General features: G+C 72.4%; 11 protein-coding genes and 1 riboswitch. Of the genes, 3 read left to right on the forward strand and 8 right to left on the reverse strand.

Annotated elements, in window-relative coordinates; all coding sequences use genetic code 11:
* Positions 1–237: 237 nt before the first annotated feature.
* Genes Asi02nite_RS33875 through mgrA form a run of 3 tightly spaced genes read right to left on the reverse strand, consistent with a single transcriptional unit; the run spans position 238 to position 3,047 of the window.
* Positions 238–1,293: a hypothetical protein gene (locus tag Asi02nite_RS33875; RefSeq protein ID WP_203718104.1), complete on the reverse strand. Its 1,056-nt coding sequence runs from the start codon at positions 1,291–1,293 to the stop codon at positions 238–240.
* 25 nt (positions 1,294–1,318) lie between these two features.
* Positions 1,319–2,011 (reverse strand): SanA/YdcF family protein, encoded by a 693-nt coding sequence (locus Asi02nite_RS33880; protein ID WP_203718105.1) that lies wholly within the window; start codon positions 2,009–2,011, stop codon positions 1,319–1,321.
* Positions 2,012–2,048: 37 nt separating this feature from the next.
* Positions 2,049–3,047 (reverse strand): L-glyceraldehyde 3-phosphate reductase, encoded by a 999-nt coding sequence (gene mgrA / locus Asi02nite_RS33885; protein ID WP_203718106.1) that lies wholly within the window; start codon positions 3,045–3,047, stop codon positions 2,049–2,051.
* A 91-nt stretch (positions 3,048–3,138) separates the two neighbouring features.
* Positions 3,139–3,238: riboswitch (glycine riboswitch) on the forward strand.
* 86 nt (positions 3,239–3,324) lie between these two features.
* On the opposite strand from mgrA, the gene gcvP reads away from it, so the two are divergent.
* Positions 3,325–6,186 (forward strand): aminomethyl-transferring glycine dehydrogenase, encoded by a 2,862-nt coding sequence (gcvP, locus tag Asi02nite_RS33890; protein WP_203718107.1) that lies wholly within the window; start codon positions 3,325–3,327, stop codon positions 6,184–6,186.
* Between the two features lie 97 nt (positions 6,187–6,283).
* Here gcvP and Asi02nite_RS33895 read toward each other — a convergent pair whose 3' ends face one another.
* Positions 6,284–6,484 carry a DUF5999 family protein gene (locus Asi02nite_RS33895; RefSeq protein WP_203718125.1) on the reverse strand — a complete coding sequence of 67 codons (201 nt, stop codon included), beginning with the start codon at positions 6,482–6,484 and terminating at the stop codon, positions 6,284–6,286.
* Between the two features lie 122 nt (positions 6,485–6,606).
* On the opposite strand from Asi02nite_RS33895, the gene Asi02nite_RS42860 reads away from it, so the two are divergent.
* On the forward strand, positions 6,607–7,947 hold the full coding sequence (locus tag Asi02nite_RS42860; protein ID WP_373312376.1) for an anthranilate synthase component I family protein: 1,341 nt from the start codon (positions 6,607–6,609) through the stop codon (positions 7,945–7,947).
* 104 nt (positions 7,948–8,051) lie between these two features.
* On the opposite strand, the gene Asi02nite_RS33905 is transcribed toward Asi02nite_RS42860, so the two are convergent.
* Genes Asi02nite_RS33905 through Asi02nite_RS33920 form a run of 4 tightly spaced genes read right to left on the reverse strand, consistent with a single transcriptional unit; the run spans position 8,052 to position 15,397 of the window.
* Complete coding sequence (locus Asi02nite_RS33905; protein ID WP_203718108.1) at positions 8,052–10,094, reverse strand: hypothetical protein; 2,043 nt, start codon at positions 10,092–10,094, stop codon at positions 8,052–8,054.
* Positions 10,091–12,025 (reverse strand): caspase family protein, encoded by a 1,935-nt coding sequence (locus tag Asi02nite_RS33910; RefSeq protein WP_203718109.1) that lies wholly within the window; start codon positions 12,023–12,025, stop codon positions 10,091–10,093. The genes Asi02nite_RS33905 and Asi02nite_RS33910 overlap by 4 nt, the downstream gene beginning before the upstream one ends.
* Positions 12,026–12,044: 19 nt before the next feature.
* Positions 12,045–14,177, reverse strand: a complete 2,133-nt coding sequence (locus Asi02nite_RS33915; RefSeq protein WP_203718110.1) for a tetratricopeptide repeat protein — start codon at positions 14,175–14,177, stop codon at positions 12,045–12,047.
* Positions 14,174–15,397, reverse strand: coding sequence for a CHAT domain-containing protein (locus tag Asi02nite_RS33920; RefSeq protein ID WP_203718111.1), 1,224 nt, complete (start codon positions 15,395–15,397; stop codon positions 14,174–14,176). Before Asi02nite_RS33920 ends, Asi02nite_RS33915 begins: the two co-directional genes overlap by 4 nt.
* Before the next feature lie 222 nt (positions 15,398–15,619).
* Here Asi02nite_RS33920 and Asi02nite_RS33925 point away from each other — a divergent pair, with 222 nt between their 5' ends.
* Positions 15,620–18,565: a hypothetical protein gene (locus tag Asi02nite_RS33925; protein WP_203718112.1), complete on the forward strand. Its 2,946-nt coding sequence runs from the start codon at positions 15,620–15,622 to the stop codon at positions 18,563–18,565.
* Positions 18,566–18,610: the final 45 nt, after the last annotated feature.

The following is an 18,610-nucleotide window of genomic DNA, read 5'->3' on the forward strand; positions in this document are numbered from 1 at the left end:
AAGCTCGCGACGTGGCGCGGCGCTGGTCGGCTGGGTGGGCGCCGGACGGGCCTGCCGCGGTCGCGAGGCGCAACCTCGCGTGGCGCGGCGACGCCACTCGGCGTGGTCGCGCGTGAGCCCGCCCGCGACCACGGTCCGACCGCGAGCGGACGCGCCCGGTCGGCGGGCGGGACAACCCTCCCCGAGACGAGCCAAGCCTCTTCGGGAGCAACCCCGGCACGTCCGCCCGTCCGCGGCCTACCGGCGTACCGCTCCCGATGTCCTGCTGGTGATCAGGGCGCTCGTGTCGACCACCTCGAAGTCGGCGCCCGTCAGTGATTTCAGGGCGCGGAGTGCGTCGTTGTCCCAGTGGGAGTCCGGGGCACCCGAGATGAACCAGGGCGAGCCGTGGTCCGCGACGATCACGCCGTAGCGCTTCATCGCCTCCGCCACGATGCGTGCCTGCTTCGGCATCGACGACGTCGACACCGACGACTTCAGGCGCAGCCGCTGGCCCAACTGCGGCAGGTTCGCGTCCGTGGCCGACGACGCCGAGTGGGTGGCGGGCCACGTGAAGCCCGTGCGGGTCTTCGGCACCGTGATCCGGATCGCGTGGTCGATCCGGCCCGCCGCGACCTCCTCGTAGCGGACCAGCCCCGCGAAGATCGACAGCCCGGACGCGTCCGCCGAGGTCCAGCCCGAGGGCCTCAGCTTGTTCGCGCGCAGGTCGAACACCGCACCGGAGCCGGCCCGCCACCCGCCGCCCTGCGGGTAGGCCGAGAACAGCTCGTAGACCTTGCACGCCGTCTTGTCGAACGCGATCACGTGCCGGTCGCCGTCGGCCTGCGGGCCGCCCTCGACCTTGGCGTCGGCCGGGATCGGGTAGGGGCCGCGGTCGCTCTCCGACGCGTACTCGAACGAGACGTCGACCTTCTTCTGCCCGCCCGGCACCACGGTGACCGGGATCCCGATCGGGGCGCCCTCCCAGGTGCCCGAGCCGAAGTCCGGGTGCATCGCCGCGCCCGCGCCGATGCTCGCCACCATCGCCGCCGACCTGGGGTGCACCGGCAGCCTCGTCACGTCGGCCCGCCAGACGTTGTCGGCCGGCAGCGCACCCGTGCAACCCGCGGCCGGGCGCGTCGCGGTCGGCGTCGGTCGCGCCGGCCCGCGCCCGAGTGCGTCAGTCCCCGCGGTGACAGAGGGGGACGCCGACGGCGGAGAGGCGAGCGGAGGCGGCGCCGGATCAGCGCCACCGCAGGCGCCCAGCACGGCGACGAAGCCGATCAGGGCGAGAACACGGAGAGGAGCACGCACCCGGCGCATCCTGCCAGTGCCGCGGTCAATTGGCGAGGGCGTCGTCGACCCCGGTCTCGCGCGGGCCGAGGAACACGGGATCCCGCCCGGTCACGACGTCCCACGCCGCCTTCACGCCCGCCAACTGCTCGCGGAACGCCCCGTAGTCCCAGGCCCGCCCGAACCGCTTCACCGTCTCGTCGCCGACCCCGACCGCGTCGATGCCCGCGTCGCGGCACAGCGCCACCGCCCGGTCGATGTGGAACTGCTGCGTCACCACGATCATCCGGTCGACACCGAAGATCTTCTTCGCGCGTACGCAGGAGTCGTAGGTGTCGAAACCCGCGTGGTCCTGCACGACCTTGCGCTCCGGCACCCCGCGCTCGACCAGCCAGCGGCTCATCGCCCCCGGCTCGTCGTAGTGCCACTCGCGGTGGTCGCCGGAGACCAGCACGGCCCGCACGGTGCCGGCGTCGTAGAGCTGCCGGGCGAGATCGAGCCGCGCGGCCAGGAACGGCGACGGCGTCCCGTCGGGATAGACCTGGGCGCCCAGCACCAGCGCGACCGGCGCGGCGGGCACGGTCGCCAGTGGATGGACGTGCCCGCGCGCGGCGCCGCGCAGCCAGATCCCGGTGCCGACGACCGCCGCCGGCACCGCGACCACGAACGCCACCGCGACGATCAGCAGCGTCCACAACCAACGGCGGCGGCGCGTACGCGGCGGTGACCCGGGAGGCATGGCCCCATTGTCGATCACCGCCGCAACCGGGAACTGATCAGGCCGGGTTCGTCAGCGCGCCGTCGATCGCGTCCAGCTCCTCGGCCGAGAGCTTCAGGTTGTCCAGCGCGCCGATGTTGTCCTCGAGCTGGGCGACGCTGCTCGCGCCGATGATCAGGCTGGTCATCCGCTCGTCGCGCAGCGCCCAGACCAGGGCGAGCTGGGCGAGGGTCTGGCCGCGGCCGCGGGCGATCTCGTCGAGCTCGCGGACGACCCGCATGGTCTGCTCGTCGAGCGCGCTCTCCTTGAGGAACCCGCCGGTCGCCACCCGGGAGTCGGCCGGGATGCCGTCGAGGTAGCGGTTGGTCAGCAGCCCCTGCTGCAGCGGGCTGAACGCGATGCACCCCGCCCCGGCCTCGGCCAGCGTGTCGAGCAGGTTGTCGCGCTCGATCCACCGGTTCAGCATCGAGTACGAGGGCTGGTGCAGCAGCAACGGCGTACCCAGGTCGCGCAGGATCCTCGCCGCCTCGGCCGTCTGCGCCGACGAGTAGTTCGAGATCGCCACGTAGAGCGCGCGCCCCGAGCGGACCGCGTGGTCCAGCGCCATCATGGACTCTTCCAGCGGCGTGTCCGGGTCGGGCCGGTGGTGGTAGAACACGTCGACGTAGTCGAGACCCATCCGCTTCAGCGACTGGTCCAGCGACGAGATCAGGTACTTGCGGGAACCCCATTCGCCGTACGGCCCGGGCCACATCAGGTAGCCGGCCTTGGTCGAGATGATCATCTCATCGCGGTACGGCCTGAGGTCGCGGGCCATGATCCGGCCGAAGTTCTCCTCGGCGGAGCCGGGCGGCGGGCCGTAGTTGTTGGCCAGGTCGAAGTGGGTGACACCGAGGTCGAACGCGCGGCGCAGGATGTCGGCCTGGGTGTCCAGGCGGCGCCCGTGGCCGAAGTTGTGCCAGAGGCCCAGGGAGATGGCGGGGAGCCGGACACCACTGCGGCCGGCGCGTCGGTAGGTGATCGAGTCGTAGCGGTCGTCAGCGGCGAGATACGTCACGCGCGTCAGCGTAAGTGACAACCTGAGGAGACCTCACCCACGCTGTTACGCGTACGGAACATCAACACTGGTAGCGTAAACACGAGCCGAACACATCCGCGTGGGAGAGCTCGCCGGGCCTTCGGGCACGGCGGCGCCGAAGGGGCAAATCCTCCCCGGAACCTCTCAGGCAAAAGGACCGCGCGGACATGGCGACTCTGGAGCGCCCGTTTCGGGTACGACAGAGGGGGAGGTTGCTGGTCGACCTCGCACCCTCGCCCCTCCAGGAGTTTCGCCGATGACCGCTTCCTCGTTCGCAGACCGCCACATCGGGCCGGATCGCGACAGCGAGCGCCGGATGCTCGACCAGGTCGGCTACGGCACGGTCGAAGAGCTGATGGACGCCGCGATCCCCGAGGTGATCCGCTGGCACGGCACCCTCGACCTGCCCCCGGCCGCGTCCGAGGCCGAGGCGATCGCCGAGTTGCGCGCGCTGGCCGACCGCAACACGGTCAACGTCTCGATGATCGGCCTGGGTTACTACGGCACCCACACGCCGGCCGTGATCCGCCGCAACGTGCTGGAGAGCCCCGCCTGGTACACGGCCTACACGCCGTACCAGCCGGAGATCAGCCAGGGCCGCCTCGAGGCGCTGCTCAACTTCCAGACCATGGTCTCCGACCTGACCGGGCTGACCACGGCCAACGCGTCGATGCTCGACGAGGCCACCGCGGCCGCCGAGGCGATGACGCTGGCCCGCCGCGCGGGCAAGAGCAAGTCGCCGGTGTACGTCGTGGACGCCGACACGCTGCCGCAGACGCTCGCCGTGATCCAGGGGCGGGCCGAGCCGCTCGGCATCACCGTCCAGGTGCTCGACCTGACCGCCGGGCCGTCGGCGCTGCCGGCCGAGTTCTTCGGACTGCACCTGCAGTACCCGGGCGCCTCCGGCGCCGTCCGCGACCAGGCAGCCCTGGTCGACGCCGCGCACGAGGCCGGCGCGCTCGTCACCGTCGCGGCCGACCTGCTGGCCCTGACCCTGCTGCGGGCTCCGGGGGAGATCGGGGCCGACATCGCGGCCGGCACCACCCAGCGCTTCGGCGTACCCATGGGCTTCGGTGGCCCGCACGCCGGCTACCTCGCGGTCCGCAAGGGCCTCGAGCGGATGCTGCCCGGCCGGCTGGTCGGGGTGTCCAAGGACGCGGACGGCGCGCCGGCGTACCGGCTCGCGCTGCAGACCCGTGAGCAGCACATCCGGCGCGAGAAGGCGACCAGCAACATCTGCACGGCGCAGGTGCTGCTCGCGGTGATCGCCAGCATGTACGCCGTCTACCACGGCCCCGACGGGCTGCGCGAGATCGCCCGGCGCACCCACGCGTCCGCCGCGCGGCTCGCGGCCGGCCTGCGCGCCGGCGGCGTGACCGTGACCGACGAGGCGTTCTTCGACACCGTGACCGCCTCGGTGCCGGGTCGCGCCGCCGCCGTCGTGGCCGCGGCCGCCGCGCAGGGGGTCAACCTGCGCCAGGTCGACGCCGACACCGTGGGCATCGCCTGCGACGAGACCACCACCCCGGCGCACCTGGCGACCGTTTGGGCGGCATTCGGTGTGCCGGCGTACACCGGTGCCGAGTCGTCCGTCCTGCCCGAGGCGCTCGTGCGTACCTCCGAGTTCCTCACCCACCCGGTGTTCCACTCCCACCGCTCCGAGACGGCGATGCTGCGCTACCTGCGCCGGCTCTCCGACCTCGACTACGCGCTGGACCGCGGCATGATCCCGCTGGGGTCCTGCACGATGAAGCTCAACGCGACCACCGAGATGGAGCCGATCACCTGGCCGGAGTTCGCGAACATCCACCCGCACGCGCCGGCCGCGCAGACCTCCGGGTATCGGGAGCTGATCCACTCGCTCGAGGGATGGCTGGCCGAGGTCACCGGCTACGACGCCGTGTCGGTGCAGCCCAACGCCGGCTCGCAGGGTGAGCTGGCCGGGCTGCTGGCGATCCGCGGCTACCACCGCTCGCGCGGCGACGAGGCGCGCGACGTCTGCCTGATCCCGTCGTCGGCGCACGGCACCAACGCCGCGTCCGCGGTGATGGCCGGCATGCGGGTCGTCGTGGTCGCCTGCGACGACGACGGCAACGTCGACCTGGTCGACCTCGACGCGAAGATCGCGCAGCACGCCGCGCGGCTGGCGGCGATCATGGTGACCTACCCGTCGACCCACGGGGTGTACGAGACCGGGATCGCGGAGCTGTGCGCCAAGGTCCACGATGCGGGCGGTCAGGTCTACGTCGACGGTGCCAACCTCAACGCGCTGGTCGGCTTCGCGAAGCCGGGGCGGTTCGGCGCCGACGTGTCGCACCTGAACCTGCACAAGACGTTCTGCATCCCGCACGGTGGCGGCGGGCCGGGTGTCGGTCCGGTCGGCGTACGCGGTCACCTGGCCCCGTTCCTGCCCGGCGACCCGCTGGGCGCCACCGCGACGCGCACCGCGCACTCGGCGCGCGCCGGCGGCACCGCGGGTGGGCCGGCGATCTCGGCGGCGCGGCACGGTTCGGCCGGCATCCTGCCCATCCCGTGGGCGTACCTGCGGATGATGGGCGCCGAGGGCCTGACCCGGGCGACCGGCGCGGCGGTGCTGGCGGCCAACTACGTGGCGGCCCGGCTGCGGGAGCACTACCCGGTGCTCTACAGCGGCAACAAGGGCCTCGTCGCCCACGAGTGCATCCTCGACCTGCGGCCGCTGACGAAGGCGACCGGCGTGTCGGTGGACGACGTGGCGAAGCGGTTGATCGACTACGGCTTCCACGCGCCGACGATGTCGTTCCCCGTGGCCGGCACGCTGATGGTGGAGCCGACCGAGAGCGAGGACCTGGCGGAGCTCGACCGGTTCTGCGACGCGATGATCGCGATCCGCGGCGAGATCGCGTCGGTGGCGTCGGGGGAGTGGCCCGCCGACGACAACCCGCTGGCGAACGCCCCGCACACGGCGGCGATGGTGTCCGCGGACGAGTGGTCGCACGCGTACCCGCGCTCCGTGGCGGCGTACCCGTTCGGGGTGTCGCGGGTCGGGAAGTACTGGGCGCCCGTGCGGCGGATCGACGGTGCGTTCGGCGACCGGAACCTGGTCTGCGCGTGCCCGTCGCCGGAGGCGTTCGAGTAGGGGCGCTCTGTGCTCTCGAAAGGGGGAGCCTGCTGGGCTCCCCCTTTTCCGGCGGCCTAGGCTCGCCGCCGTGGACCCGGGTCCCGGGCCTGGTCGGTCAGGCCGCGAGGGCGTGGCGGGCGGGCCCGCGGTGCGGCGCGATGGTGCGGCCGTCGGGGAGGAGCTCGCCGGTGTCCTCGAAGAGGATGACGCCGTTGCAGAGCAGGCTCCAGCCTTGCTCCGGGAAGGCGGCGAGGGCCCGCGCGGCGTCGCGGTCCACGGCTTCAGCGGAGGGACAGGTCGGTTGGTGCTGGCACATCGAGATCTCCGGACAATGGGGGTGCTGTGTCATGGTTCACACGACAGTGACGGAGGCTACTCCCTCAACGGGGGCGCCTACGAGCAAGAAGCGGCCCGAACACGAAAGAATCCACCCTTCGTATGAGTAACTATGGGCCGGTCGGCGTGGGAACGCTTCCAGGTGCTGAGGCCATTTTCGCTGGTACGAGCAAGTCGTGCACTCTCCGTATAAGAGAGCGCTCCCGACTGGAGTGGCGCTCTACGGACGGTGGCGATCCGGCTCAGCATCTCGAAGATTTCCTTGCGGCCGACGGACTGAACGTGCGGTCTTTCCTCACCTCCACACTGTCACGCTCCGTAGCCAAAAGCGAGGCCGGATCGGTCTGCGGTGCCGCCGTTCTGATCTCCGCGGCGGCCGGTGCGGCGATGCTTCGGCGGGCACCTGTGGGCAAGCCCACGCCGTCGCCCGCCGTGCCTGATTTGGTTGCCGTGGTATATGAGCACGTTGATACCACTGAGGCGCCATTTCGCCCGTTCGCGAGGGCGGGTCAACCCCTCCCGCGCGGTGACGCCGACCACATGGGCGGGGGGCGTCCCGGCTCCTCATCCCGGGTGGGCGGCCCACCAAATCAGTTACGTTCCGGTCCACGTCGTGAGATGACCGCGGCGTGGCACCTGGGGGAGTGGACGCCGAGCTGGACCCCCGCCGCGCACGCGGAGGCGGTGTCAGCGGTCCGCGCGGCGATCGGCCGCGGGGACGTCTACCAGGTCAACGTGGTGGGGCACGCGTCGGCGCCGTACGTGGGTGACCCGCTGCCGGCGCTGGCCCGCCTGGGGGACCTGCCGGGCGCCCGCTACGGCGGGCTGCTGACGGGTGAGGGCTGGGCGGTGGGTTGCGCGTCGCCGGAGACCCTGGTCCAGGTCACCGGCGGCCGGGTGATCACCCGCCCGATCAAGGGCACCCGCCCTGCGACCGCGGCGGGCCGGCTCGAACTCCTGGACTCGGCGAAAGAGCGCGCCGAGCACGTGATGATCGTCGACCTGGAACGCAACGACCTGGCCCGGGTGGCCCGGACCGGCACCGTCCGGGTGGACGAGCTGTTCGCGATCCGCCGCTGGGTCGACCTGTGGCAGGCGGAGTCGGTGGTCTCGGCGGAGCTCGCGCCCGGGATCGGCCTGGCCGACCTGCTCCGCGCGACCTGCCCCGGCGGCTCGGTGACGGGCGCGCCGAAGCTGGCAGCCCTGAACCACATCGCCGCGCTCGAGCCGGTCGGCCGAGGCCCGAGCATGGGCGCCCTGGGCTGGATCGACGCGAGCGGCGACCTGGACCTGGGCCTGACGATCCGCACGGCAGCCGCGGACCGGGACCACCTCCACCTCTGGGCGGGCGGCGGCATCACCTGGGACAGCGACCCCGAGGCGGAGGTCGCGGAAGCGACGGCCAAAGCCGCCCCCATCCGACGCCTGCTCGCCTCGCCCTGACGTGCCGGCCGCAGGAGCAAGCACTCGAACAGCTCGCTGGCAGGGCCAACTCCGAATGGTCACTTTGCCCACATGGGTTTCTGGCGAGTGGAACCACGACGCGCTCATGCCGCGGGCTGGTCGAGACCTGACCGCAGCGCGTCAAGGCGTCTCCCGAGATCCGGGGCCGTAGCGCGGAGCAGCGTCAGGTCGGTGCGGGTGTCAAGCAACTGAGCCCAGCCGACCGCGCGGCCCTCCTCCAGCGCGACAACGGCGCCTCGCGGGTCGCCCGCGGCGATCGTGCAGGCACCGGCGTCGCGGGCCACACCGTCCGCGCGTACCAACTCGTCCTCGACGCTGTGGCGACTCAGTCCCCGCCACGCGGACAGCGGCAGCAGCCGTACCGCGGTGGCGAGCGCCTCGGCGGCCTCCGGCCAGCGTTCGAGCGACGCCGCGAAGTCACCCCACGTGTCGGCGCAGCGCAGGCGGATCGCAGCCGGCGCCGTTGGCGTCGCCGCACCTTCCCGCCAGGCCCGCGATGCCCGGTCAGCGTCGGCGGCCGTACCGGATTCGAGGAAGCGGGCCCGCACGGCGATCCCGAGGTTGGACAGGACGGTCGACCGGTCGGGATGGTTGGTGGGAAATTCCGCCACGACGGTTTCGGCCGTGGCGATGACCGCGTCCAGGTCGTCCGGGTCGCCGGATTTCTCCGCCCGGCGAAGCAGCACACCCGCGAGGTTCGACAGGAAGCGCGCCCGGTGCGGATGGCCGACCGGTGCGGTGGACGCCGCCTCGCGTGCCGCCGCCAGCGCGCCGTCGAGATCATCCGGATCGCCGAAGGCGGCGCATCTCGCGTTCAGCGCGGTCGCGAGATGCGTCAGGAACGTCGGCCGGCCCGGGTCACTAGCGTGCGCCGCGTCGAGGGCGGCCCGGCCGGTCTCGACCGCCGCGTCGACGTCGGCCCGGTCGCCCAGCCGATCGAACCGTCCCGCCAGCGCCGCCCCGAGGTAGGACAGCACCTGGCCCCGGTTGACGTGGCCGCGCGGCACCAGCTTCTCGGCGCCGCGGGCCGCCTCGACTGCGGCGTCGAGGTCAGCCCGGTCACCACGACCGCCGTAGCGGGTCTGCAGCATCACGGTGAGGTTCGACAGGTGTCCACCCAGGTCGGGATGGTCACCCGGGATGAGCCGCAACGTCTCGCGGACCGCGGCGACCGCCGCGTCCAGGTCGGCCGGATCGCCCCGTCGCCCGAACCTGACCTGCAGCGAGCCGCTGAGGTTTCCGAGGCACCGGACCCGACTCGGGTCTCCGGGCGGGCAGCGCTCCAGAGCCGCCCGGCCGACGACGACCGCCTCGTCGATGTCCGCGGGATCACCGAAACGTTCGAACCGCATCCGGAGCGCGAGTCCTAGATTCGAGACGTGCTTCGCCCGCGCCGGATCGGCTGCGCGCATGCCGTCCACCGCGATCCGGGTCGTGTCCACGGCCTCGTTCAGGTCGGCGGGGTCACCGTCGCGGAGGTAGCGGGCCTGCAGCCGTGCGCCGAGGTTCGCCGCGTACATCGTCCGCTCCGGTCCGTCGGGTGTGCTGTCGACGGCGATCTGTCCGGCGAGGACAGCGTCATCCAGATCCTGCGGGTCGCCGCGGCGCTCGAAGCGCAGCCGCAGCGCCATGCCGAGGTTGTTGAGCACGTCACCACGGGGCGACCGGGCGATGTCGATCATCTGGAGCACCTGCCGGAACAGGCTGATCGCCCGGTCCAGCGCGGCCGGTTCGTCGCGAACCTCGCACCGCTCGAGGAGGTCGGTGGCCTCCTCGCACCAGTCGTCCAGGTCGGTGTCGGCGATCAGGATCTCGGGCACGAGCTCCGGCCAGTCCGCGCCGATCACCCGGAACAGCGGCACCGCGGTCTCGCGCTCCGCGTCGCCGACACCATCCGGCAGACTCCAGTAGCGGCACCAGTAGAACCAGGCCAGCGCCGCCATCGGAGCCACGTTCATGGTTCGCTTGCCGGCCTCGCCGACGTTGGCGGCGGCGTTCCACAGCGCGATGCCCTCGTCGGTGGCCTCCCGGCCGAGGAGATGGACCGGACTGCCGGTGATCGTGTAGAGGGTCACTCTGCGCCGGATCGATGCCAACAGGTCGTCCATCCCCGAGCCAGCGCTCACGGGGCCGCCGCCGGTATCACTGTCCTGACCTCGGCGACGGTGACCGACCAGTCCAGTGCGGCCTGCGGTGCGACATCGAAGTCCCGGTGCACCGCGCGCAGGCCGAGCCGGCCGAGGATGCCGGTGATGCCACCGCCTCGGACCGCTCCACGCGGCACCTCGCCGAGCCGCGGCAACGCGAACGCGTCGGCGCTGAACTCCTTCTCCGCCACCAGGAGGACCAGCCAGTCGGTGCCGGCGGCGCCCGGTTGCCGGACCCGGTCCGGCGGCAGCGAGAGCACGATGGGCTCGGCGCCGCCGGCCTGGACGGTGTGGCGCGCCGCGACGAACGCACCCTGGAAGAGGTCGGCATGCATGCGGTACCGGTCGGTCAGGTCGAGCAGCACGCAGAACAGCTTGCGGTCGGAGGTGTTGTGGAGGCGGACGAAGACCAGCGGTGGTTCCCATGCGGTGCCATTCCATGTGTACGCGAACTCGACCGGCCCGGCTGACGGAGACGGATCCGCTCCCGGTGCCGCCGACACGACCTCGATGCGTACCGCGTCCGCGAGGACCGGGGACGGATTGGCCAGGTTGCGCACCTGCAGCCAGCGCGCGATGTGCTCGAGGTCGCGCACCGTCCGCGTGATCGCCTGGTCGTCGACGCCGACCTTCGGGACCAAGGGTTCATGGTCGCTGCTCGTGATCTCCATCGTGCGGCCGTCCTCGGCCTGGGTGACCCGCAGCACGAGCCCGCCGGCCCGCTCGTCGCCGGGCGGGACGACGCGGAGGTGCGGCGACCGACGGCGAGCGGGACCGGCGGCATTCACCGCCGCGACGAGACGACGGGTGACGTCGTCGCGCGCGTGGATCACCACCGCGACCGGTGGCATAGGCATGTCGGTGAGCACCATCTCGTACTGCCGCTCGGTCTCCGGTGTCCAGCCGATCGGCTCGACGATGCCGCGCTCGGGGTGCACCTCGGCGACCCGAACCTCCCGTAGCGGATCAGTGCCGTGCACGGCGAGCCGCGACTCGGCGACGACGCCATGGATCGCTCCCAGGTCGACCTCCCACGCGCCGCGTAGGTGGCGCATGGTCACCTGGCCGGCCCGGGGGTGCATCGTCCCGCCGAGGAACTCCCGGTCGGCGTCGTCGCCGGCGGCCTCGATCGTCGGGACCTGGCGCCCGAAACGGCCCTCGACCCGGCAGCGGGCGTCGTGGAACAACTGGCGGTAGGTCGCGTGGCGGCCGAGGCGCCCCAGAGCGTGGACGAGCGCCTCGCTGAACACTCCGTGCACGCCGTCGGTGAACAGGTCCTCGTTGGCCAGCTCCCACTCGTTGCAGGCCGACAGCGCCACATGCCGCGGTGCGTGGACACCGATCGCCGTGTTGCTTCCGCCGGCGACGTCACGGACCAGCTCGGGGAGCAGATCCGCTGGCGTCGGCTGCTCTTCGGCGGCGGGCGCGAGCCGGGGTGCGCGACCGGTGGGCGGGTCGCCGCGCAAACCGCTGCGCGAATGGCACGAGTCCTGGATGGACACCAGGAGGGCGCCGTTCGCGACCACCTCCCGGACCAGCACCGCCAGTTCCTTGTCGTACAGGTCGGGTGCCCCGGCGCGGCTGTCGTGGCAGACGGTCGTCTGGCACATGCCGGAGTTCTCGGTGAATCGGAACTCGAACGGCAGCCGCCCGGTAGAGCCGTGCCCGCTGAACCAGAAGAGGGCGACGTCGTCCGGGCCGGCCGCACCGAGATGGCCGCGGAAGCCTTGGATGATCGCGGCCCGGGTGGCCTGCTCGTCACACAGTTTCATCACGAAGAGCTGGTCGGAGTCGATGCGGCCACGCAGCAGCCACTCGGCCAGCGTGACGTCGTTGACGCAGCCCTGCAGGTTCAGCGACGACGCACGGTACCGGTCGATGCCGACCAGCAGGGCGTACACCTTGGGCATTCGTTCCTCCAGCGGCGGGTCACGTGGTGAGCGGACGGTCGAGGGCGGTGCCGATCGCGCGGAGCCGACCGGCGAGGGCCGCGTCGTGTTCGGCGAGCGCGTCGAAACGACGGTGCCCCAGTTGCTCGCGCCAGCCGACGCCGCGACCGGTTTCGAGAGCGCCGAGGGCGGCCGCCGGGTCGTGGCGCGCGAGCGCGGCCGCCGCGTCCAGCGCCAGGCTCGAGAACCGGGCCAGGGTGTACGGGCGATCCGCGGCGGTGGCGCCGAGCCAGGCGATCCGCTCGGCCAGCTCGAGCGCGGTCCGCATGGCGGGTGCGCCGACGTCCGCCGCGCCACCGGCGGCCTGGACCTGCAGGTCGGCCAGCCGCCAGGCGGACAGCAGCCGGTCCTGGCCGTTGGCGGCGGGGTCGTCGGCCACCTCCCGGGTCACGTCGATAGCCTCCGGCAGCGCCGCGTCGTCACCGGTGGCGATCAGCGCGTGGGCCAGATTGCCCAGCACGACGGCACGGTCCGGGTGCCCGGCGGGTAGGAGCCGCAGCGCGTCCCGGTGCGATGCCACTCCGGCGGTCGGGTCGCCGGCACTCGTCAGGGCGTTGCCGAGGTTGGAGAGGTACTTCGGCCGGGCGGGCGAATCGGGCCGTGTGTAGGCGACCGCCGCCTGTAGCACCGGCACCGCGTCGGCCGGGTCGCCGTTCCCGAGTTCGGCCAGGGACTGCAACGCGGCACCCAGGTTCGACAGATGCTGGGCCTGATCGGTCCGGGCCAGCTCGGCGGCCCGCCGCAGGACCCGCACGGCATCGTCGAGGTCACGCTGCGACCGTCGGCGCGTGCCCCGCAGCCGCAGCACGTTGCCGAGGTTGCTGAGCCGGCCCGGCAGCTCGGGGTCGCCGTCGACGGTTCCGTCGGCGCCGCCGCGGGCCGTTTCCACGGCCCTGTCGAGGTCGGCGCCGCGTCCGGTGCGCAGATAGCGGGTCATCAGGATGCCGCTCAGGTTGCTCAGGGCGCCGGCATGGGCCGTCGTCCCGGGTGCGGCGGAATCCAGTGCCGTCGTCGCCGCCGCGGCGGCCTCGTCGAGCGTCACGATGCTGCTGGTGCGGGCAGCACGCAGGTGCAGCGCGGTCGCGAGGTTCGTGGCGTCCACGTCACGGGCGATCGCCACGGCCCGATCGAGGCGGGCGTCGTCGCCGGTCAGCTCCGCGAGACGGATCGTCACGGCGGAGAGGTTGACCAGGACCGCGCGTTCCGGCCGCAGCCGGGCCGCGGTGAGCAGCAGGGCCTCGGCCCGTTCGAGATCGGCCGGGTCGTCGTCGAGCTCCGCCCGGTACGACAGGGCGGAGGCGAGACCCGCCAAGCGGCGGGCCCGCATCGCGTGCTTTGGTGGTGTCGCGCGCACCGCGTGGCCGAGCGCCTGCAGGGCTTCAGCGGGTTCGTCGCCGGTCGCCTGGGCCTGGCTCAGCAGCACTCCACCCAGAACGGCCAGAATCGTGGGGGAGGGGTTCTGCTCGGCGGCTGCCCGTCCGAGTTCGGCGGCGCGGTCGATATCGGCCCGCTCGTAGGTGTGGCTGAACCGGGTGCGCAGCGCGTCGGCCAGGTTGGCCCGGTAGGTGGGCAGGCGGGGATCATCCGCCGACGCGGTGTCGAGGCCGGCGTCGATGGCGGCGATACCGCGGTCGAGATCGTCCTCGCTGCTCCGGGCCCGGGCCCGGGCTCTGGCGACGAGAGCGGCGCCCAGGTTCGACAGGTACGCGGACCGCGGCGGCTCCTCGGCGCCCGTCAGTTCCACGGCCTCGGTGAAAGCCGCGACCACTTCGTCGAGATCGGCCTCGTCGCCCCCGACCAGCAGGGTGTTGCCGAGGTTGGCCAGGCACAGCGCCCGGTCCGGCGAGTCGACCGAGAGGGCGGCATGCAGCAGCGCGACGGCCGTGGTGCGGCCGTCCGGGCGGCGGCCCTGTTCCCATTGCCGTCGGACGACCGAGCCGAGCGTCGCCAGCGTACGCGGCCTGATCGGGTCGGCCGGCCCGAGAGCGTCGAGCAGGGCGCGCAGCGCCGCTTCGGCGGCGTCGAGGTCGGTGGCCGAGCCGGTGCGGTCCGCGGCGGCGGTCCGCCGGGCCACGGCGGCGATCAGCTCGGCGCGTGACGGCCGCTCCGTCATGGGCCCGTGTGGGTGAAGGGCGTCCAGACACTGGGCGCGTTGCGGTGGCGGTCGCGCAATGCTCGCGTCGCGTGGTGCAGCGCCGCCGCGGCCTCGTCCGCGTGCAGCACACCGTCGCGCACGATCGCGCCGTACACGTTGTCGGCGACCTCCGCCGCCTCGTCATCCCAGACCGACCACAGTGTCGCGATGACGTGCCGATAGCCGGTGTAGTGCAACGCCGCCGCCAGGGTGATCGCCTCATCAGGGAGATTCGCCCCGCCGACGGCGGTCTTGCAGCCGGACAGGAAGGCGAACTCTCCCTGGTACTGCTGGGAGCTCAGATCGGCCACGGTGAGCTGACCGTCGTGGACGAGCACGCCGCCGCGCGACGGGTCGGCGAGATCCTGCTCGCCGTGGCAGGCGAAGTGCGCCCACCTGTGGTTCACCAGACCCGCCAGTACGGCGTCGCGGGTGGCCCGTTCGCCGATCAGTTCCGTACAGGCGCCGTCGAACCTCTCGTGCAGCAGGTCCCGCTCGGTGTCGACGTTCGGCAGCGGTGCCTGGCCGGGCGTGTCGGGCATGCCGACGAAGAGCATCCGGCCCGGTGCCCCGCCTTGCTCCCGCGGTTCGGCGCGGGCCGCCACCAGCGCACGCAGGGTAGGCGTGTAGGAGGACACGGCCCGGTCGAGGACGGACCGGCCGGGGCTGCGGTGGTAACCGGCCGCGTGTATCGGCAGCAGCGTCAACGGCCCGGTCGGACACCACCAGATCCGCCGCCCGCCGCCTTTGTTGTGTTCGAGCCTGTCGAGGATCCGCTCGGCGAACGCGTCCCACATCCATTGCAGACAGCGGTCCAGGGCCGCCTCGACGGTATCGGACGACACGGTCGCGTCCATGTCCCGCCGGGTGCCTCGCAGTGTCGCCACCTGCCGGGTCGTGACCGCGTCCAGGTAGGCCTGGACCTGGTCCACGACGGTGTCCTGCCGCAGCTCGGGAAGCTCGACGACGTCGACGCCGCCGGGTGTGACGATCAGAGCGTCGCACCGCCATCGGCTGACGTTGACGATGATGACGGGTCCGCCCTTGGCCGCGGGCAGGAGCGTCTCCAGCCGTGGCGGCTGCAGGAAGTCCTCGAACCCTTCGATCGCGCGGACCTGCTCCACGAGCTCGTCCCACTCGCGGGCCAGGGCCATGCGGCGATCGACGTCGTGGCCGAACTGATCGGATCCGCCGGGCATCACGACCTCATCACATCAGGCCCAGATCCAGGTCGGAACCCGCGCGATCGCCGCACGCCGAGCATCGTGGTCAGGGGATCGGACATGACGCCCTGGCCCCGAGCTCCTACCCATGCCGATAACTGACGGACAGCGCCGTCGAACGGCAAGCTGGCGGTCGACCGGTGCGGACCAGGGGCGACGTTATCCTGCGTTTGCCCATGCCGCATGGAGGAGATGGTGTTGCCGCTGGATCCGCTCGACGCCTCGGTCCGTGGGCTGCCGATGACCAAGGAGCCGGCGACCTTCGACGAGGGTCTACGACTTTTGCGCGTTGCCGTCCGGCACACCCCCGCGGATGACGCGGCGTATCCCACCCGGCTGCTGAACCTCGGTGCGGCGGTCATGGACCGTTGGGAACGTGATCATGCTCAGGCGGACATCGACGAGGCCGTCGCGTTGTTCCAGGAGGGCGCCGCGGCGGACGCCGACGTGACGGCGTCATGCCTTGTGAACCTGTGCCACGCACTACGGATGCGGTATCGGCTGACCGGCTCGCCATCGGATCTGGACGCGGCGGTCGCCGCCGGTGCCGGCTGTCTCGACCTCACCGCGCACGACTACGACGGCCGGCCGGACCGGATCGAACAGGCCGCGCACGCCCTGCGGGAACGCTACGAGCGTGCCCACGACGTCGCCGACCTCACAGCCGCGGTGAATCTGTACCGGGCGGCGGCCGAACAGAGCGCTCCACCCGACCTGACCGCGTTTAGCGGTCGGCCGCTCGTCCACCTGCGCAACTACGCCCTGTCGACCCGGGAGCTCTTCACCGTCACTGGCGACACCGGGTCGAGAGCGGCCGCGATGATGACAGCGTTCCGGATCGCCGGTGACCCGGCCGCGGCCGGAGCCGTGCAGTGGGCGGCACGTCTGACGGAAGACAGCACGGACCCGGAGGAGCTGGACGCGGCTGCGGCGGCGTTGCGGGTCGCTGCCGCGGTGTCCGCAGCAGCGGACGCGGACAGCCTCCGGCTGGATCTCGTCGCGGCACTGCGGAGGCGCGCGAGACTCACCGGTCGGACCGACGATGCGGAAGCGGCGATCCTCGCGGCGCACGACGCTGTCGACCTCGCCCAGACCGACGGGCGCGGACTCGCTCTCGGCGCGTTGGGCAATACGCAGCTCACCTGCTGGACCCGCATCGGCCAGCCCGCGTATTTGGACGATGCCGTCGGGAACTTGCGCCGGGCCGACGCCGCGGCGGGTGGCACCGACCCCGTGCCGCTCACGAACCTGTCGGTTGCCCTGCTGGAGCGCCACGAGCTCTTCGAAGATCCCGCCGACCTCAGCGAGGCGGTCAGGGCGGCCCAGCGAGGGGTCGCCGCCGCCGATCCCTCCGACGACGACCTCATCGGATACTCCGCGAACCTCGCGCACACCCTGCAGGTGCGCTACGACTGGTTCGGTCGCCCCGACGACATCGACGAGGCGATCGTCGTTCTCCGCGACGCGGTGGACGGCGCCGATCGACAGACCCTGTCCGTGGCCAAAGCCGAGGCCAACCTGGGCATCCTGCACCGGGCGCGGTTCCGACGCAGCCGCCGGCCAGACGACCTGGCCGAGGCCGTGCGCTACGCGCGGTTGGCCCTGGCGTCGTTCCTTGAGCTACCAGGCACCGAGGACCACGCGGGCGCCGAGATGCTCAATCTGGCGATGGCGCTTCGTGAGCGCGCCCGGTTCGAGGGCCGGCCCGACGATCTCGACGAGGCGGCAGACCTCGCCGTGCGAGGGGTGCCTCTGCTCGCCAGCGCCGAGTACCCCCGCCGAGGGCTGGCCGCCTCGATCCTCGTCGACCGGTTTCGGCGCGACGGGCGGGACGAGGACGCAGGAACCGCGATCGGGTACCTGGACGGCCTGGCCGGCAACCCGATCGTGTCGACAGCCGCCCGGGTCGACGCGGCGAGCCTGTCGGGCCGGCTGGCTGAGGACATCGGTGACAAGGCCGCAGCCACCACCGCGTTCGGTGTGGCGGTGGACGTGCTAGCCCGGCTCCCGTTCCGCGGCACGACCCGTCGCACGCGCGAACGCTCACTGGCAGTGGCCGCTGGGCTGGCCGGCGACGCCGCCGCGGCTGCGATCGACGTCGGCGACGCGGATGTCGCCGTGGACCGGTTGGAGCGTGGGCGCGGCGTGCTGTGGGCACAGCACCTGGAGCTGCGCGGGGACCTGAGCCGGCTGGCCGCGCGGGAGCCGGTTCTCGCGGCGCGGATCGAGACGGTAGCCCGGCAGTTGTCCGACCGCGCCATGGACTACCTCGACCCCGTCGACACGTCCGCCCGGGGGCCGGTGCTCGAACTGATCAGCGAGGCCCTGAGGCGGGCCAGCGACGACATCGAGCGGGCCGTGGATCAGTCGCGGGCCGCGCTCGAGGCCGCACCGCCCGACCTGCGGGCGCACGCCTCCAGCATGCTGGGCTTCGTGCTGGGGGAGCGCTACCGCAAGCGACATGACCGGGCCGACATTGACGGGGCGGTCGCGGCCGCCTTCGACGCCGTCCGGGACGCACCCGTCGGCGGAGCCGGCCGGTACTGGTCGCAATACGGCGAGACGCTGCTCGACCGCTTCTACGCCGCCCAGCGCGACGGCGATCCGGGCGCCGCAGACCTCGACTCGGCGATCCGGGCGCTGCGGCATGCCGTGACCGCCGGGCGCAGCCCGCGGGACCGGGCGGACGATCTTGCCGTGCTCGCCACAGCCTGGGACCGCAAAGCTGACGGCCCGGCCGATCCGGCAGCGCTGTCGGCCGCCGTCGAGGCATGGCGCGCCGCCGTGCGGGCCGGCGCGCGCGATGACGCCGAACGGGCGGAGCGGACGGCATCGCTAGCCCTGGCGCTGCTGCGGCGCTGCGACCACACCGGCGACCCCGCCGACCTGGACGAGGCGGTCGGACTCTGGGACCACGCCCTAGCCGTTGGTGGTGACGACGACGATCGGGCCGAGTGGCATATGTGGCGGTCCATCGCGCTTCGCGCCCGCTGGCGGGCCGACGGCGAACCGGCCGACCTCGACGCGGCCGAAGCGGCCGGCCGCCTCGCGATCGAGCACGCCGCCGCCCTCGACGAGGAGACCCGGACGATGGTGCGAACAGCCCTGGACGAATCGGCCCGGTTCGGGCGCGCCGCACGCTGAATTTTCCTGAGTAGTGTCCGTCAGGTGAACGGTGTGAGTTCAGGT

Origin of the sequence: Asanoa siamensis, from assembly GCF_016862555.1 — a bacterium.
Classification (GTDB): Bacteria; Actinomycetota; Actinomycetes; order Mycobacteriales; family Micromonosporaceae; genus Asanoa; species Asanoa siamensis.

Coding starts and splice junctions, on each gene's coding strand:
- Asi02nite_RS33915 (WP_203718110.1), bottom strand. CDS start 14,177: ATGACGGAGCGGCCGTCACGCGCCGAGCTGATCGCCGCCGTGGCCCGG.
- Asi02nite_RS33880 (WP_203718105.1), bottom strand. CDS start 2,011: ATGCCTCCCGGGTCACCGCCGCGTACGCGCCGCCGCCGTTGGTTGTGG.
- Asi02nite_RS33910 (WP_203718109.1), bottom strand. CDS start 12,025: ATGCCCAAGGTGTACGCCCTGCTGGTCGGCATCGACCGGTACCGTGCG.
- Asi02nite_RS42860 (WP_373312376.1), top strand. CDS start 6,607: ATGAGTAACTATGGGCCGGTCGGCGTGGGAACGCTTCCAGGTGCTGAG.
- Asi02nite_RS33920 (WP_203718111.1), bottom strand. CDS start 15,397: ATGCCCGGCGGATCCGATCAGTTCGGCCACGACGTCGATCGCCGCATG.
- Asi02nite_RS33895 (WP_203718125.1), bottom strand. CDS start 6,484: ATGTGCCAGCACCAACCGACCTGTCCCTCCGCTGAAGCCGTGGACCGC.
- gcvP (WP_203718107.1), top strand. CDS start 3,325: ATGACCGCTTCCTCGTTCGCAGACCGCCACATCGGGCCGGATCGCGAC.